This is a genomic window from Vibrio pomeroyi, assembly GCF_024347595.1.
Lineage (GTDB): Bacteria > Pseudomonadota > Gammaproteobacteria > Enterobacterales > Vibrionaceae > Vibrio > Vibrio pomeroyi.
In genome coordinates this window covers 344,104-360,050 of sequence record NZ_AP025506.1, presented here as the reverse complement: position 1 = coordinate 360,050, position 15,947 = coordinate 344,104, and the positions used below count along the sequence as shown (strand labels likewise).

Below are 15,947 nucleotides of genomic sequence, written 5' to 3'. Positions count from 1 at the left end.
CTAGCTTTGCGACTTCGCGCAAGTCAATAAAACCGTGCTACACAGCAAGTTCGCATTATGGCGATAATCGTCTGAAATAACAAAATAAGTCGTCGCAAATAACACATTATTCTATTAAATATTTACAGTGATATGACTAACAAATTACAGGGATGTTTTGGCTAAAATTGAATATGTATGCGAGAATATGCAAACATCTTTGTTAATGAATAAGAATGACATATGCGCAATACAGAAAAGCAAGACAACTTAGTTCGTGCATTTAAAGCCTTACTAAAAGAAGAACGTTTTGGCTCACAGGGCGAAATTGTTGATGCCCTCAAACACGAAGGTTTTGAAAGCATCAACCAATCTAAAGTCTCGCGTATGTTAACCAAGTTTGGTGCTGTTCGAACTCGTAACGCGAAAATGGAGATGGTTTACTGTCTTCCTGCTGAACTGGGTGTTCCAACCGTTTCTAGCTCGCTAAGAGAATTAGTATTAGATATTGACCACAACAATGCATTGGTTGTGATACACACAGGCCCTGGTGCAGCGCAGCTGATTGCGCGTTTATTAGACTCACTAGGCAAGTCGGAAGGCATACTGGGCGTAGTCGCAGGCGATGACACTATCTTTATTACACCAACCTTATCGGTAACGACCAAGCAACTGTTCGATTCAGTGTGCGAACTGTTTGAATACGCTGGCTAATTGCTCATAGTTTCATAACTATCCATCGTATTAATGGATCACGAATATCTATTTGCTTCGTGATCCAAATCACATCCTAGAATATCTACCTCCCCTTCCTCTGAACAACACTAAACCATTGATTTTAAAAAACTCAGTAGCAAGTTAAACACGAGATCTACGCATCATTTGTTAGATTTTTTAGCTATATCTTTTAACATTCGAGTAATTTTCTGCCAATTTTTGATATTATTCAGACACTTTTTCATCACATGGATTGAAAAAGGTGCCGTTTCCAAATAGGAAACTCCAGAAACAACTACACTTGTTTCAGGGTTAATAATGAATAAAGGAAGGGAAATTCATGGCATTTACCAAACTTATTAAAGTTGGTGCTATTGCAGCTGCTGTAATGGGCGCTGGCGCAGTTAACGCTCAAGAGTTCATCACAATTGGTACTGGTTCAGTTACGGGTGTTTACTACCCAACTGGTGGTGCGATTTGTAAGCTAGTGAACAAGGGCCGCAAAGACCACAACATTCGTTGTTCTGTAGAGTCTACTGGTGGTTCAATCTACAACGTTAACACCATCCGTGCTGGTGAACTAGATTTCGGTGTTGTTCAATCGGACTGGCAATACCACGGCTACAACGGTACAAGTAAGTTCAAAGATCAGGGCGAATACAAGAAACTTCGCGCTATGTTCTCTCTACATACAGAACCGTTCAACATCATTGCTCGTACCGATGCTGGCATCAACAATGTTTCTGACCTTGCAGGTAAGCGTGTAAACATTGGTAACCCAGGCTCTGGTGACCGTGCAACTATGGGTGTTGTAATGGACGCTATGGGTTGGACAAACGATAGCTTCAAGCTGGCTTCTGAACTTAAAGGTTCTGAGCGTTCACAAGCACTTTGTGACAACAAGATTGATGCATTCATCTACATGGTTGGTCACCCGAACGGATCAATCAAAGAAGCAACAACGTCTTGTGATGCAAAACTGGTTTCAGCAACAGGTCCACAGATCGACAAGATCGTAGCTGAAAACCCATACTACGCTTACAGCACAGTTCCTGCTGGCATGTACCGCGGTACAGACGCTGACGTAAACAGCTTCGGTGTTGCAGCAACTATGGTAACAACTTCAGACGTTTCTGAAGAAGTTGCATACAACGTTGCTAAGGCAGTATTTGAAAACTTTGACACTTTCAAACGCCTACACCCAGCATTTGCTAACCTGAAGAAAGAAGACATGGTTAAAGCGGGTATCTCTATCCCTCTTCACCCAGGTGCAGAAAAATACTACAAAGAAGTGGGCCTTCTAAAGTAACTCTACTTTAAGCCTACTACACCAATAAGGAGGCTAGCCCTCCTTATTGGCTTTTCACGTTTTATAAAAATAACTTAAGTGAAAAGAGCAAACCTTTAAGTTTCTCCAATTTGGCGAACTTACCTTCGTATCAAGCCTAAGACAAAGACGAACAAACAAACAAACGCATTTCCCTATCTATTCACTACACTAGATAGGAAATAAATAACGTCTCGTTGTTCGTAAGAAAGGCAGACCATCAATAATAAGGATAAAGTACATGACGCAGACAACATCACCGTCTCCAGATGTGCAAGAAATGGTGGCACAATCAGACACTGGTGCGCGTAGCCCTCGCGGTATCCAAGGCCGTATTTTATGGTTTGTGCCTCTATGTTGGTCACTGTTCCAACTTTGGTATGCATCTCCGCTGCCGTTCATTTTTAACTTCGCAATTTTAAACGACACTGAAGCTCGAGCAATTCACCTTACGTTCGCTATTTTCCTAGCCTTTACCGCTTATCCTGCCATGAAGAGCTCGCCGCGGGATCGCATCCCAGCAGTCGACTGGATATTGGCGCTAGTAGGTAGTTTTTCAGCTTCTTATATCTATATTTTCTACACTGAACTTGCCGGTCGTTCAGGCGCACCAACAACATTCGATATTGTTGCAGCCGTATTTGGCATGGTTCTACTGCTTGAAGCAACACGACGCGCTTTAGGTCCACCTCTTATGGTTGTGGCGGCAGTATTCCTACTTTACACCTTTGGCGGTCCACACATGCCAGACGTTATCGCCCATAAAGGTGCGAGCCTGAACAAGGCAATGTCGCACCTGTGGCTAACAACAGAAGGTGTATTCGGTGTAGCTCTTGGCGTATCAACCTCATTTGTATTCTTGTTTGTACTGTTTGGTGCAATGCTAGAACGTGCGGGGGCTGGTGCTTACTTCATCAAGGTTGCATTCTCTCTGCTTGGTCATATGAAAGGTGGTCCAGCAAAAGCAGCCGTTGTAGCCTCTGGTCTATCTGGCCTAGTATCCGGTTCATCTATTGCAAACGTGGTAACCACGGGTACCTTTACTATCCCGCTAATGAAGCGTGTTGGTTTCCCTGGTACAAAAGCAGGTGCAGTAGAAGTAGCGGCTTCAACCAACGGTCAATTAACACCACCTATCATGGGTGCTGCGGCATTCTTGATGGTTGAGTATGTGGGCATCTCGTATGTGGAAGTTATCAAAGCAGCGTTACTGCCAGCTCTGATTTCTTACATCGCTCTGATTTACATCGTTCACCTAGAAGCATGTAAAGCAGGCATGACAGGCCTACCTCGTCGTCACACGCCAACTATCGTACAAAGCCTGCTGTCTTTCACTGGCACCATTTTAGGTCTATGTGTTATCAGTGCCGCGGTGTACTACGGTGTGGGTTGGACGAAAGATGTATTTGGCGATGCGGCAACACCAATCGTAACTGTGGCGCTATTGATCGCTTATGTTGCTCTGGTTCGCGTATCAGCAAAATACGCAGCTGAAGGCGGTATGGAAATCGATGCGGATCTAAAAGAAGTTCCAGATCCAGGTCCAACGATTAAATCTGGTTTGCACTTCCTACTGCCTATCGTAGTACTAGTTTGGTGTTTAACGGTTGAACGTTTTTCTCCAGGCCTATCTGCATTCTGGGCAACAGTGTTCATGATCTTTATCTTGATCACTCAGCGTCCTTTAATGACTCTGATGAACAAATCTGACGATCTTGCAGAGCAAACTAAAGCCGGTTTCGTTGACCTAGCAGAGAGCTTGGTTTCAGGCGCACGTAACATGATCGGTATCGGTGTAGCGACCGCTGCTGCTGGTACGGTTGTAGGCGTAGTGACTCTGACGGGTATCGGCCTTGTAATGACTGATTTCGTTGAGTTTATCTCAGGCGGTAGCATCATTCTTATGCTGCTATTTACTGCGGTAATCAGCTTGATCCTAGGTATGGGCTTACCAACCACAGCAAACTACATCGTTGTATCAACGCTGATGGCTCCGGTAATCGTGACCCTAGGTGCTGCGCACGGTCTTATCATCCCACTGATTGCGGTGCACTTATTCGTATTCTACTTCGGTATTCTTGCTGATGACACGCCTCCAGTTGGTCTAGCAGCGTTTGCTGCAGCCGCGATTGCGAAATCCGATCCGATTCGTACGGGTATTCAAGGCTTTACCTACGATATTCGTACCGCGATTCTGCCATTCATGTTCATCTTCAACACCCAACTTCTATTGATGGGTATTGATTCTTGGTGGCACTTAGCGTTGACAATTTTCTCCTCTGTGACTGCGGTACTTATCTTTGCAGCAGCGACACAAGGTTGGTGGTTCACGAAGAACAAGTGGTGGGAAACGGTGCTGCTTATCGTTCTGACCTTCTCTTTCTTCCGCCCAGGTTTCTGGTGGGACATGATCTACCCAGAGAAAGTTCTTTCACCTGGAGTTGAGATCGCTCAAATCACAGAAAATCTATCTGTGGGACAATCACTTGAATTGAGAGTAGGTGGCGAAAACTTAGAAGGTAACTATTCTGAGAAGACGGTTCGCCTTCCATTTGAAGATTCTGCGAAAACAAGTGAAGACCGTATTGCTTCAATGGGCCTTATGCTGACACAAGCCGACGACAAGATGATTGTTGATATGGTTGAGTTTGGCAGCCCAGCAGAAGCAGCCGGCATTGACTTTGATTGGGAAATTAAATCAGTTATCCAAGACGCAGATCGACCGATGAAAGAGTGGGTATTCTTGCCTGCCCTACTGATTTTGATTGGTTTAGCGATGAACCAAAGAAGACGTGCTCGTAAGGATGAGATTAGCGCGTAATGGATAGAGCCAAGTAGTGCTCAACCCTATTTGGCTTTTTTATTACATGGAAAAGATAATGACAGCGCTTGGTAAGCACTAGGCGCTGCTTAAAATGAGACGAATACATGTATAGACAAATCCTTGTTCCCGTTGATCTTAACGACAAAGGCTTTTCTGACAAAGCTGTCGAGCTAGCGGTATGGCACGCAAAACACAGTAATGCTGAGATTCACATTCTGAACGTACTACCGGGCATTCACATGTCGATGGTAGCGTCTTACTTCCCGAAAGATGCAGCGAACCAAATGAAGCTCGATGTTAAAAATCAGCTGAAAGAGTTTGCCGACAAACACATCGATGATGAAGTGGTATATAAGGTTCACGTTGCTGAAGGTAAAACTTACGCGACGATTCTTGATTACGCAGAAAAGCTTGGCGCCGACCTTATTGTGATGCCTAGCCATAAGCGTTCGAAAATCGACAAAGTTGTGCTTGGTTCTGTTGCGAGCAAAGTGGTACAGAACTCACCAATCAATGTATTGGTTGTTAAGCCGCAAGGTTAAGTCATTTAATCAACATAACGATCTAAAAAGGTTGGCCTACAAGCCAACCTTTTTTGTTTTAACTCATGCTACATAGCTTTAATCAATTCACTATGTTTTGCGGGCGACCCGCGATAAACCCATCAATATTATCGATTAAGATATCCGACAGCTTTTGAATGGAACTGTCACTGCCCCACGCCACATGTGGTGTCAGTAGTAAGTTAGGTAAGTGGCTGTTGGCCAATAGTGGATTTGAGTTATCTGCAGGCTCTTGTGTGAACACATCCATACCCGCTCCGGCAATCTCATGGTTTTTCAAAGCCTCAACTAGGGCTTGCTCATCGACCAATCCACCACGCCCCGCATTGATCAGCACCGCGCTTGGTTTCATCATTGCTAGCTCTTGATCCGAAATCAGATTTTGTGTCACTTCAGTCAAAGGACAATGTAGGCTGATCGCATCCGCTTGCTGCAATACAGTTTCAAAAGGCAGATAGCCTTCTCGACAAGAATCTGCCCCTTTTCGCTCAGCAAAGATGACCTTCATACCAATCGCTTTAGCTAATATTGCGGTTGCTTGCCCTAAACTACCACTGCCCATTAAGCCCAATGTGCTGCCCGCCACGTCTTGAATCGGATGAGTAAAGAAACAGAACTGCTTATCCTTCTGCCACTCTCCCGCTTCAATATCTTGGTGATAGCCGACGAGGCTTCTCTTTAACGTAAATAGCATTGCAATTACATGCTCAGGAACAGATTGAGTCGCGTAACCCTGTACGTTAGCCACCGCGATATTATTGCTCTTGCAGTATTCCACATCGACATTGTTCACACCTGTCGCTGAAACCGCGATCAGCTTAAGTTGATGTGCTTGAGCCAAATTCGATTCATTGAGCACCACTTTATTGGTGATCACGACATCGGCACCTTCAACTCGCTCTAAGACTTGCTCGGGAGTCGTGAAATCATATTCAATCCATTCATGTTCAAAGCTAAGCGGTTTTAAATTGATTTGAGATGGGATGGTGGCTCGGTCGAGAAAGACCACTTTCAGCTTCGGCATTGTACTTCCTTGGATAAGTCGATTGATTACTCTTATTCTAAGCTTTTAGCTTACTGTAGTCTGAAAGCTCTGGCGCAATTTCAAAGTGCTGTTCAATTTGTGGTGACGCTTGAGGGTAAAACTCGCAAGGGACAAAGGCTTTGAACAGTTGGTTGTTAGCTGGATGATAGAAGCTCAATTCAGACGCATGCAAAGCCAGACGATCGCTATATTCAAAAGCTTCAGGCGTTGCATAAAATTCGTCGCCCACAATTGGATTCCCAATTTCCATACAATGCACACGCAACTGATGAGAGCGGCCAGTAATCGGCAGTAACTTCAATAAGGTGGTTTGAGCCTCTACTTGCTCTACCACATAACGAGTCTGTGATGGCTTGCCGTCATCAAAACACACTTTCTGCCTAGGACGATTCGGCCAATCACAAATGAGTGGCAGATCAATGAGCCCTTCTTTTTCCTCTACTGCCCCCCACACTCGTGCGTAATAGAGCTTATGTGTCAGTCGATATTGGAACTGCTTCTTCAAATGCCGCTCAGCTTGTTTGTGTTTAGCCAACAGCATCAAGCCCGATGTCGACATATCCAAGCGATGCACGACTTGAATATCAGCAAACTCGTCAACCAACCGGCTCCACATACTGTCGTAATGCTCTGGCAACCTTCCCGGCACTGAAAGTAGGCCAGCTGGCTTATTCACCAAAAGAATATCATCATCTTGATAGACAATGTCGATCCACGGTTCACGTGGTGGTGTGTACTGTTCTAACGCCATTGAAGCCTCTTAATTACTGGTGAATAAATAATTCACGGTTGGTTTGTTTATTATTAAATACAATCCCCAACATTTTCGTACATAAAAGTTGACGACTTTACAAAACATGGTATTGATAGGGTAACGGAAAATAAGAAGTCAGCATCAAAGGAAAAATGATGGAAAGTACGGTTAAAACAACCACCGAAAAAACACAAACCTCTGCTCCCCTATCAAGTTTAATCAAGTCTCTTGGCCCAGGTATCATGATGGCTGCTGCAGCAGTAGGTGGCTCTCATTTAGTTGCCTCGACCAAAGCTGGTGCGATTTATGGCTGGCAGCTCGCCGCTCTTATTATTCTGGTTAACGTATTTAAATACCCATTCTTTAGAGCCGGTATCCAATATACATTGGGGACAGGCCAAAGCTTAGTTGAAGGTTACTCTAATCTAGGTCGCCCATACCTTGTGATCTTTTCAATATTGAGCGCCATTTCCGCCGTCGTAAACACGGCTGCTTTGCTGCTATTCAGTGCAAGCCTACTGAGCTACTTTGTTCCTTTCGAATTAGCTACCAGTACATTATGCATGATCGTTTTAGCAACCTGCTTGATCATTCTATTTGCAGGCCACTATCGTGCTCTTGATACATTATCGAAGACAATCATGGCGATCCTTACGATCACTACTCTAGCCGCTGTCGCGATTGCTATTGGCTCTCCTGTTGAACCTGATGCGGCTTTTGTTCCGCCATCACCTTGGTCGTTGGCCGCTATCGGCTTTATCGTGGTGACCATGGGTTGGATGCCTGCACCTATCGAGATATCCAGCATCACCTCTATGTGGTTAAAAAGCCAAAAAGAGAAGCAAGAAGTCACAGCTCAATCAGCGCTGTTCGATTTTAACGTCGGCTACATTGGTACGGCACTGCTTGCTTTAGTATTCGTAGCTTTAGGCGCGCTGGTACTTCACGGTTCAGGTGTTGAACTGTCTCGTTCTGGTGTTGGGTTCACTCATCAATTGGTGGGTATCTACGCCTCAACGATTGGTGAATGGTCTCGTCCGCTCATCGCCATCATTGCTTTCTTCTGTATCTTTGGCAGCACGATTACGGTTATCGACGGTTACTCACGTGTACTTGCGGAATCACAACGTTTGTTATTCAAGAAAGAATCGAGCCCACGCATGCTGCAAGGCTGGATCATCATTGTCTCTATCGCAGCACTCGCGATTGTGATGTTCTTCAGTGCTGCATTGATGCCAATGCTAGATTTCGCAATGGTACTCGCCTTTGCGACTACGCCATTCTTCGCGCTGCTTAACTTCATCTTAGTGAACAAAGCTAAACTCCCAGAAGCACTAGCAATTGGCACCAAATTAAAATGGTTGTCTGTAGCAGGTCTTGTGTACCTATTTGGTTTCCTAGCAGTATTTGTTTGGTGGAAATGGTTAATGTAATTCCTCTGCCATTACACCTTCAACAACACAAATACCTTTCAAACGCTAGATAAAAAATAAGGCCTTCATGATGGAGGCCTTATTTCGTTGAAGCTTTTCGCTAATTCAAAATTAGTTGTGAGAAACCACAATCAAACGTAAGGAATCCAGCTGAACCTGAGCTTTGCTGATGTAACCTGTCAGTTCATTGATTTGAGCTTCGATAACCTCAAGCTCTTCATCACGAATGTTAGGGTTCACCGCTTTAAGCGCTTGTAGACGCTCTAACTCACCATTCAAGTTAGTTTGCATATCCTTCTGAGCTTGCTGACGAACTTCTTCAACCTTCGGCAGTACATGTGTCTCACCCGCTTCGATTAGCTTGTGAATCTCGCCTTGTACCGAGTTCACTAGCTTGCTCGCTAAGTGACGGTTTACAGGGCTTAGCTGGCGGTTAAAGCTATCAAACTCAACCTGAGCAGATAGATCGTTACCACGACCATCCATCATCAAACGAATTGGTGTCTTAGGTAGGAACTGGCTGATACCGCTGCGTTTCGGAGCTTGCGCATCGACAAGGTAAACCAGCTCAAGCAGGATAGTACCAACAGGCAACGCTTTGTTTTTCAGCAGTGATACCGCTGACGCACCCACACCTTCACTCAATAGCAGATCAATACCGCCTTGAATCATTGGGTGTTCCCAGCTAATGAAGTTCATGTCTTCACGAGAAAGGGCTGTATCACGGTCGAACGTGATGGTTGCGCCTTCGTAAGGTAAACCTGGGTAGCTTGGAACCATCATGTGCTCAGATGGTGTCACAACTAGCGCATTTTCACCCTTGTCGTCTTGGTTCAAACCAATCGTGTCGAACAGGCTCAGTGCAAACGTCACTAGGTTAGTATCACCATCAGTCGATGCAATCTTCTCTGCGATTTCGTGCGCTTTGTCGCCGCCGTTTGAATGCATCTCTAGCAGGCGATCTCGGCCTTTTTCTAGATCCGCTTTTAGGCTTTGGTTTAGCTTGGCTGACTCTTCAATCACTTCATCAAGCTGATCTGTATTACCAGAAGCCAGCATTTCGATTAGTACATCTGAGTACTTGTCATAAACCGTGCGACCCGTTGGGCAGGTTTCTGCGAATGCATTTAGACCTTCATCAAACCAACGTGCAAGGATCGCTTGTGATGTACCTTTTAGATAAGGAACATGGATGTCGATATCACGCAGTTGACCGATACGGTCCAAACGGCCAATGCGTTGTTCTAGCAAGTCTGGGTTGAACGGAAGATCGAACATTACTAGCTGGTTCGCGAACTGGAAGTTACGACCTTCAGAGCCGATTTCACTACAGATCAGAACCTGAGCGCCGCCCTCTTCTTGAGCAAAATAAGCCGCGGCTTTATCACGTTCAAGAATCGACATGCCTTCGTGGAATACGGTTGCACGCACACCTTCACGCTCACGCAGTGCTTGCTCTAATTGAAGAGCCGTACTTGCACGTGATGCGATCACTAGGATCTTTTCGCTGCGCTTGTCTTGGATCTTCTCAATCAACCAGTTAACTCGTGAATCGAACTGCCACCAGCTTGAGTCTTCACCTTCAAACTCTTGGAAGATCTCTTCTGGGTACAGCATCTTCATCGCACGAGCTTCTGGTGCCATCTTGCCACCGATCATGCCCGATACACGCATCGAGGTTGTGTACTGCGTTGGAATGTCCATCGGCAGTAGGTTTACATTACGCTTAGGGAAGCCTTTGATTGCAGCACGTGTGTTTCTAAATAGAACACGACCAGTACCATGGCGATCCATAAGGTTATCGATCAGTTCTTGGCGAGCTAATGCCTGCTCTTCTTCGCTGCTATCACCTTCGATAACGCGGAATAGAGGCTCTACATCTTGCTCAGAAAGCAACTCAGTAATCTGATTCTTCGCACTGTTTTCAAGCTTCACGCCAGAGAATAGCGCTGTTACAGCATCAGCAACCGGTGCGTATTGATCTTCTTCTTCAACGAAGGCTTCGTAATCGTAGAAGCGATCAGGATCCAGCAAGCGTAGACGTGCGAAGTGGCTCTCACGACCCAATTGCTCTGGAGTTGCAGTCAGTAGTAGTACGCCAGATGTATTTTCAGCCAAACCTTCCACCACTTGGTATTCGCGGCTTGGTTTATCTTGGCTCCACTCAAGGTGGTGCGCTTCATCGACAACCAACAGATCCCACTCACCTTCAAGTGCTTGCTCGTAGCGCTTGCGGCTCTTACGTAGGAAATCCAGAGAACACAGAACGTATTGCTGAGTATCAAATGGGTTATCTGATTCAGCAAAAGATTCGATGCAACGCTCTTCATCAAAGATCGAGAAGTGCAGATTGAAACGACGCATCATCTCTACTAACCATTGGTGCTGAAGAGTTTCAGGCACAACAATCAGAATGCGTTCAGCACGACCAGACAATACTTGTTGGTGGATAATCATGCCCGCTTCGATGGTTTTACCTAGGCCAACTTCATCGGCAAGTAAAACACGTGGAGCGTGACGACGACCCACTTCATGAGCAATGTACAGCTGATGAGGAATCAAGCCAGCACGCATGCCACACAGGCCACGCATTGGGCTCTTATGTTGTTGGTATTGATTGCTCAGCGCGCGGTAACGCAACACAAAATTATCCATACGGTCGATTTGACCTGCGTAGAGTTTGTCTTGTGGTTTGTTAAAGCGGATCTGATTGCTTAGGAATATTTCACGTAGAGCGACTTCTGTTTCTTGAGTATCTTCGCGAGTACCTAAGTAGGTTAGCAGTCCTTTGTCTTCGATGACTTCTTCGACAGACAGAGACCAACCTTCTTGGCATTCGATGACATCGCCTACATTAAACGTTACTCGGGTTACGGGAGCATCAGTGCGTGCATACACACGGTTTTCTTCTGATGCTGCAAACATTAGTGTCACTGTGCGAGCATCCATTGCTACAACGGTACCTAAACCTAAATCGCTCTCCGTATCGCTTATCCAGCGTTGCCCCAAAGCAAATGTCATGAATCGACTACCTCAATCTTATAGTTGGAATTTGGTCTTTTTTAACTGCAATTTTGAACAAGAGCATTATCACTCCCGAACTAAAAATATAGCCAAAAATACCTAGTTTGCAGCCACTTTTTAAATGCGCTCTAGATAATAAATATCTCGAGAAAATGGTGCAGAAAAAGGTCGCTAATCTTACTCGATGCTGTGATTTAGGTCACGCCTAAAGGAGATGATTTCGTGCTTTTTTTCTGTTTTCGCCAGTGCAATCAAACTGTCAAAAAATCATGGTTAATCTATAGGTAGCAGATTGCTGCTCTCAAACGAATACGCCATATTCATCGACAACGATATGGCGGTATTCCTCTAGATGAAGTTTAGGTGAGTAGTTGACTATCACCAGAATCAGATACTAATCTTTATATGAGCTTTATCTACGTTCAATGAATGCAAGGCAAGCCGCACGTCGGCAAGGAGATGCTATGGGCGAGACCAACCGGAAGCTATTTGTTTTAGACACCAATATCCTACTTCACGAACCCTTCGCTATATTTTCTTTCCAAGAGCACGATGTCGTTATCCCCATGACTGTGCTAGAAGAACTCGACAGAATCAAAGACAGCAAAAGAGACGTTGCTCGAGATGCGAGAATTGCGATTCGAACGCTCGAAGACCTATTCAGGGAAGCCACACCAGACCAAATATCGGAAGGCATTCCATTTTCTAAAGACATTAACGCCTCTGGCAGTATTTCAATACTCGCTGACTACGAACTTCAAGAAAGCATCAAGGCCTTCGCCGACGACAAAGCTGGCGATAACCGAATCCTCAACGCAGTCCTCTATCTTCAAAACAAACGCGCGCCACGCGAAGTGGTTCTCATCACCAAAGACATCAACATGCGCTTGCGAGCCAAAGGCGCAGGTGTTCGCTTTGTTGAAGATTACCAAACAGACCAACTGATCGATGACATCCAATACCTCACCAAGGGCTTTCAACAACTGGAAGGTTCATTTTGGGATGGTATCGACAATGTCGAGAGCCGAAGTTTAGGTGGTAAGACGCTGCACACTTTAGCAAGAGAGCCACTCGAACCTACGTTCCTCAACCAATATGTGATTGACGAAGAGAGTGACTTTGCCGCTCGAGTTGAAGAGATTGAGCCAGAAAGCATCACACTGAGAGACCTCAGTCGCGAAAGACTGATGAATCGCAGAGCGTGGGACATCACACCCAAAAACGTCTACCAAGGTATGGCGATCGATGCCCTACTCGACCCCGATATTGACCTTGTAATCCTCACTGGTGCAGCTGGTAGTGGTAAGACACTGTTAGCTATGGCCGCTGCGCTTGAACAAACGATTGAACGTAAACAGTTCGATAAGATCATCGTAACCCGAAACACGCCCGACATTGGTGAATCGATTGGTTTCCTTCCGGGTACCGAAGAAGAGAAGATGTTACCTTGGCTGGCCGCGGTGACCGATACACTCGAAGCGCTGCACAAGAATGACCACTGCACCGAAGGTTCAATGAAGTACATCTGTGACAAAGCCAACATCCAGTTCAAGTCGATCAACTTCATGCGTGGCCGTTCAATTCAGAATGCGTTTGTGCTTCTCGATGAGTGTCAAAACCTCACTGCATCACAAATCAAAACCATCATCACCCGTTGTGGTGAGGGGACCAAGATTGTCTGCTCAGGTAACCTAGCGCAGATAGATTCTTCTTACTTAACCCCTGTGACCTCGGGCTTAACCTACATGGTTGAGCGTTTTAAAAACTTCGAAGGCAGTGCCAATATCCACCTCAATGGCGTGGTACGTAGCCGACTGGCAGAGTTTGCTGAAGAGAACATGTAGTGACTCTATACGCTCACTGAATCAGTAATCTAAAAACAAAAAGCGCCTCACATTGGAGGCGCTTTTCAATTTGATTTTTTCAAGTAAGTTGGCAGAGATTCGTCTGAATTACTCAGTACCACCAACAGTTAGCGAGTCGAGTTTCAATGTTGGTTGACCAACACCCACTGGCACGCTTTGACCAGCCTTACCACACACACCTACACCACGGTCGATGCTTAGATCGTTACCGACCATAGACACTTGCTGCATCGCTTCAATACCGGAACCGATAAGCGTTGCACCCTTCACTGGGTGAGTGATCTTACCGTTTTCAATCATGTACGCTTCAGAAGCTGAGAACACAAACTTACCAGAAGTAATATCAACCTGACCGCCGCCGAAGTTCGGTGCGTAGATGCCTTTCTCAACTGTCGCAATGATCTCTTCAGGTGTGTGCTCACCCGGTAGCATGTAGGTGTTCGTCATACGTGGCATTGGAAGATGCGCGTAGGACTCACGACGACCGTTACCTGTAGGAGTAACACCCATTAGACGAGCATTCAGCTTGTCTTGCATGTAACCTTTTAGGATGCCGTTTTCGATTAACGTATTGTACTGACCGTTGACACCTTCATCATCCACGTTCAATGAGCCACGAAGATCAGTCAATGTACCGTCATCAACAATCGTACATAGGCTTGACGTAACTTGCTCGCCAACTTTACCCGAGAATACTGAAGACTCTTTACGGTTGAAGTCGCCTTCTAATCCGTGGCCTACCGCTTCGTGTAGAAGAACGCCCGGCCAACCAGAACCCAGAACGACAGGCATTGCACCAGCAGGAGCGGCAACCGCTTCAAGGTTAACTAATGCTTGGCGAATCGCTTCATCAGCAAATTGGTAAGCAACTTGAGTGCCTTTGTCATCGCTTAGGAAGAAATCGTAACCAAAACGGCCACCACCACCAGCACTACCACGCTCACGGCGATCGCCTTTCTGCGCAAGTACGCTGATTGATAGACGAACAAGCGGACGAATATCGCCAGCGTAAGTTCCATCAGTCGCAGCAACCAGCATCTGCTCATGCACACCGCTTAGGCTTACCGACACTTCAGTCACCATAGGCTCTTTAGTACGAATGTAAGCATCTAATGATTTTAGTAATTCTGTTTTCTGTTGTTTTTCCCAGCTTGCTAGCGGGTTAACTGCATCATAGTAAGTTTGGTTAGAGTTGCGTTTGAACGCTTGAACCTTGCCGTTTTGACCTTGCTTCGCGATACCACGAGCTGCAATTGCGCTCTGTTTAAGTCCATCCAATTGGATTTGGTCAGAGTAAGCAAAACCCGTCTTTTCGCCAGATACCGCGCGAACACCAACACCGCAATCGATATTGAAAGAGCCGTCTTTAATAATGCTGTCTTCTAGCACCAAAGATTCGTGCCAGCTTGACTGAAAGTAGATATCAGCATAATCAATTTGGCGGGTAGCAATGCTCGCCAATGTATCTGCGATATTTTGCTCCGTAAGCCCTGTTGGGTTCAGTAGCGCTTCTTCAATTTGATTAATGCTCATAGATGGCTCTTGTTTGTAATTAAAATTGATTGGTAAATCGAGAATGTTGCGCGATGGGCATATTTTGCCTGATTGATTCGCAACTGGACGTGTCTATCTCAACCACCATACTTTTAGGATCTTGGTCTAACTGTGCGACCACTCTTCCCCAGGGATCAACCACCATAGAGTGTCCCCATGTTTCTCTTTGACAAGGGTGTTTGCCCCCTTGCCCTACCGCGACGATCCACGATTGTGTTTCGATCGCTCGGCATCTTAATAGTGCTTCCCAATGCGCCTGTCCGGTGACTGCGGTAAACGCTGCCGGAACCACTATGATTTGCGCACCTTGCTTACGTAACTCGGAATACAAGTGCGGAAAGCGCACATCATAACAAATACTCAAACCTAAGCGACCAAAAGGCGTTTCCGCTGTCACAACTTGTTCACCCGGCGTGAAAATATCAGACTCTCGATAGCATTTATGGGCATCAGCGACATCTACATCAAACATGTGTAGCTTGTCGTAATGAGCAACCAAATAACCAAAGTCATCAATCACCAAGGTAGTAGTAGTCACACCTTTAGTTGACCTTATCGGCATACTACCAACAACAATCCAAACACGATGAAGCTTGGCTAAGTCAGACAATTTCTTTTGCAATGGGCCGTCATTTAAAGGCTCTGCATATTGGTGATAGTCTGCCTTACTGCCAAAAACCAATGCATTTTCAGGGCAAACTACCCACTTAGCCCCTAACTCTTTGCACTTAACAATCTCTTGAGCGAGATAATCGAGATTGCTCTCAGGGTTAGGGCCTGAAGTCATTTGAATCAATCCAACACAGTCCATGTGTACCGCTTCTCCATTCATTATGATTCAGAAATCTGTATTTAGCCGCAT

General features: G+C 45.5%; 11 protein-coding genes. 6 read left to right on the top strand and 5 right to left on the bottom strand.

The window, feature by feature from the left end; genetic code table 11:
- Positions 1-222 precede the first annotated feature (222 nt).
- The 4 genes from argR (at position 223) to OCV12_RS01615 (ending at position 5,389) form a co-directional block, all read left to right on the top strand.
- Entirely contained in the window at positions 223-693 is a 471-nt protein-coding gene (gene argR, locus OCV12_RS01630) for a transcriptional regulator ArgR (protein ID WP_004740827.1), read from the top strand.
- A gap of 343 nt (positions 694-1,036) precedes the next feature.
- A complete protein-coding gene (locus tag OCV12_RS01625; RefSeq protein WP_017630725.1) occupies positions 1,037-2,005 on the top strand; it encodes a TAXI family TRAP transporter solute-binding subunit in 969 nt (322 codons plus the stop codon).
- Positions 2,006-2,264: 259 nt separating this feature from the next.
- Entirely contained in the window at positions 2,265-4,844 is a 2,580-nt protein-coding gene (locus OCV12_RS01620; RefSeq protein WP_261885211.1) for a TRAP transporter permease, read from the top strand.
- A gap of 107 nt (positions 4,845-4,951) precedes the next feature.
- On the top strand, positions 4,952-5,389 hold the full coding sequence (locus OCV12_RS01615) for a universal stress protein (RefSeq protein WP_017630727.1): 438 nt from the start codon (positions 4,952-4,954) through the stop codon (positions 5,387-5,389).
- A gap of 82 nt (positions 5,390-5,471) precedes the next feature.
- Here the strand turns inward: OCV12_RS01615 and OCV12_RS01610 are convergent, their stop codons facing one another.
- Positions 5,472-6,434, bottom strand: a complete 963-nt coding sequence (locus OCV12_RS01610) for a D-2-hydroxyacid dehydrogenase (protein WP_261885210.1) — start codon at positions 6,432-6,434, stop codon at positions 5,472-5,474.
- A 37-nt stretch (positions 6,435-6,471) separates the two neighbouring features.
- Positions 6,472-7,206: a pseudouridine synthase gene (locus tag OCV12_RS01605; protein ID WP_261885209.1), complete on the bottom strand. Its 735-nt coding sequence runs from the start codon at positions 7,204-7,206 to the stop codon at positions 6,472-6,474.
- Between the two features lie 158 nt (positions 7,207-7,364).
- Here OCV12_RS01605 and OCV12_RS01600 point away from each other — a divergent pair, with 158 nt between their 5' ends.
- On the top strand, positions 7,365-8,642 hold the full coding sequence (locus tag OCV12_RS01600) for an NRAMP family divalent metal transporter (RefSeq protein WP_261885208.1): 1,278 nt from the start codon (positions 7,365-7,367) through the stop codon (positions 8,640-8,642).
- Positions 8,643-8,753: 111 nt separating this feature from the next.
- On the opposite strand, the gene rapA is transcribed toward OCV12_RS01600, so the two are convergent.
- Positions 8,754-11,663 (bottom strand): RNA polymerase-associated protein RapA, encoded by a 2,910-nt coding sequence (gene rapA / locus OCV12_RS01595; RefSeq protein ID WP_239848846.1) that lies wholly within the window; start codon positions 11,661-11,663, stop codon positions 8,754-8,756.
- A gap of 467 nt (positions 11,664-12,130) precedes the next feature.
- Here rapA and OCV12_RS01590 point away from each other — a divergent pair, with 467 nt between their 5' ends.
- A complete protein-coding gene (locus OCV12_RS01590) occupies positions 12,131-13,510 on the top strand; it encodes a PhoH family protein (protein WP_261885207.1) in 1,380 nt (459 codons plus the stop codon).
- A gap of 108 nt (positions 13,511-13,618) precedes the next feature.
- Here the strand turns inward: OCV12_RS01590 and tldD are convergent, their stop codons facing one another.
- Entirely contained in the window at positions 13,619-15,064 is a 1,446-nt protein-coding gene (gene tldD, locus OCV12_RS01585; RefSeq protein ID WP_261885206.1) for a metalloprotease TldD, read from the bottom strand.
- A 19-nt stretch (positions 15,065-15,083) separates the two neighbouring features.
- Positions 15,084-15,896: a carbon-nitrogen hydrolase family protein gene (locus OCV12_RS01580; RefSeq protein ID WP_261885917.1), complete on the bottom strand. Its 813-nt coding sequence runs from the start codon at positions 15,894-15,896 to the stop codon at positions 15,084-15,086.
- Between the last annotated feature and the right edge of the window lie 51 nt (positions 15,897-15,947).

Excerpts from the sequence above, each read along its gene's own strand:
- OCV12_RS01590 (WP_261885207.1), top strand. The coding sequence starts at position 12,131 with ATGGGCGAGACCAACCGGAAGCTATTTGTTTTAGACACCAATATCCTA.
- OCV12_RS01600 (WP_261885208.1), top strand. The coding sequence starts at position 7,365 with ATGGAAAGTACGGTTAAAACAACCACCGAAAAAACACAAACCTCTGCT.
- OCV12_RS01605 (WP_261885209.1), bottom strand. The coding sequence starts at position 7,206 with ATGGCGTTAGAACAGTACACACCACCACGTGAACCGTGGATCGACATT.
- OCV12_RS01580 (WP_261885917.1), bottom strand. The coding sequence starts at position 15,896 with ATGGACTGTGTTGGATTGATTCAAATGACTTCAGGCCCTAACCCTGAG.
- OCV12_RS01625 (WP_017630725.1), top strand. The coding sequence starts at position 1,037 with ATGGCATTTACCAAACTTATTAAAGTTGGTGCTATTGCAGCTGCTGTA.
- OCV12_RS01620 (WP_261885211.1), top strand. The coding sequence starts at position 2,265 with ATGACGCAGACAACATCACCGTCTCCAGATGTGCAAGAAATGGTGGCA.
- tldD (WP_261885206.1), bottom strand. The coding sequence starts at position 15,064 with ATGAGCATTAATCAAATTGAAGAAGCGCTACTGAACCCAACAGGGCTT.
- argR (WP_004740827.1), top strand. The coding sequence starts at position 223 with ATGCGCAATACAGAAAAGCAAGACAACTTAGTTCGTGCATTTAAAGCC.
- rapA (WP_239848846.1), bottom strand. The coding sequence starts at position 11,663 with ATGACATTTGCTTTGGGGCAACGCTGGATAAGCGATACGGAGAGCGAT.
- OCV12_RS01610 (WP_261885210.1), bottom strand. The coding sequence starts at position 6,434 with ATGCCGAAGCTGAAAGTGGTCTTTCTCGACCGAGCCACCATCCCATCT.
- OCV12_RS01615 (WP_017630727.1), top strand. The coding sequence starts at position 4,952 with ATGTATAGACAAATCCTTGTTCCCGTTGATCTTAACGACAAAGGCTTT.